Genomic DNA, 800 nt, shown 5'->3' with positions numbered 1-800 from the left:
TGCAGGTCTGTTGATTATCAAGAATCTGGAAATGGAAAAGTGAACGAATAAGAAGAGAGTGCTACTCTCCATTCGGGAGACAAATGATGGTGTCGAAGTGCACGAACGAATAGGGTTAAGGATAGTGAGGCAGATTCGTGTATACGGGGAGACACATGTTCAAAGAACATTTTAAGCAAAACATAAACGGCCATGGCAATATATAACTGGCTGTAGACTGCATTAGGGCTCGTACCAAAAAGAACGGGTACATTGACATGCTGCTTCACCCATCGAAAGAAAGTTTCAATTTGCCAACGGGCGCGGTAGAGCTCGGCAATTTGTTCGGCTGAACGCGTTAAATTGGTTGCCAAAATAACAGGGTTCCCTTTCGGGTCCTGCAACTTGATAACGCGGTGGCGCTGCTTCGAACGTTTCGCCCCCCTTCCGATCTGGCATGTGAAATCCTCCAGAATGGGGGAACCTACGGCTTTCTGCCTCTTACGAGGGCGAGACTGATGGAAAGTAGCATTATCCCGAATGCGAATAACAAACGATTGCCGATCCTGGACATAGGCATCAAATTGAATGAATTTGGCATAAGCACGGTCTGCGACGATGATGTAATCGGTATCCCGCAAGGCATTGCTACTAAGCAAATCCGGCCGATTGCCGGTGGTTTCTTCGATGCGGTGGGGTTGCCCTTGTGTTGGTTTGTACGCAACATGTAACTTGACTCCCGCACGTTCGCCTTTCAACGGTGCCCAGGGGAGGCGGCCGGCTCCCACTGTAATTTTAGTTGAATCCAAGATCAATAGATC

At 48.4% G+C, this 800-nt stretch carries 1 protein-coding gene; it reads right to left on the bottom strand.

Annotated features, from left to right (window positions below; translation table 11 throughout):
• Positions 1-17: 17 nt before the first annotated feature.
• Positions 18-800: IS4 family transposase (locus tag GON22_RS25515; RefSeq protein WP_160398864.1), on the bottom strand; the 783-nt coding region annotated here is incomplete at its 5' end.

This window comes from Paenibacillus sp. MMS18-CY102 (assembly GCF_009789195.1).
Classification (GTDB): domain Bacteria; phylum Bacillota; class Bacilli; order Paenibacillales; family Paenibacillaceae; genus Paenibacillus_T.
Note: the sequence above shows the minus strand (reverse complement) of the source record. Positions and strands in the feature narration are given on the sequence as shown.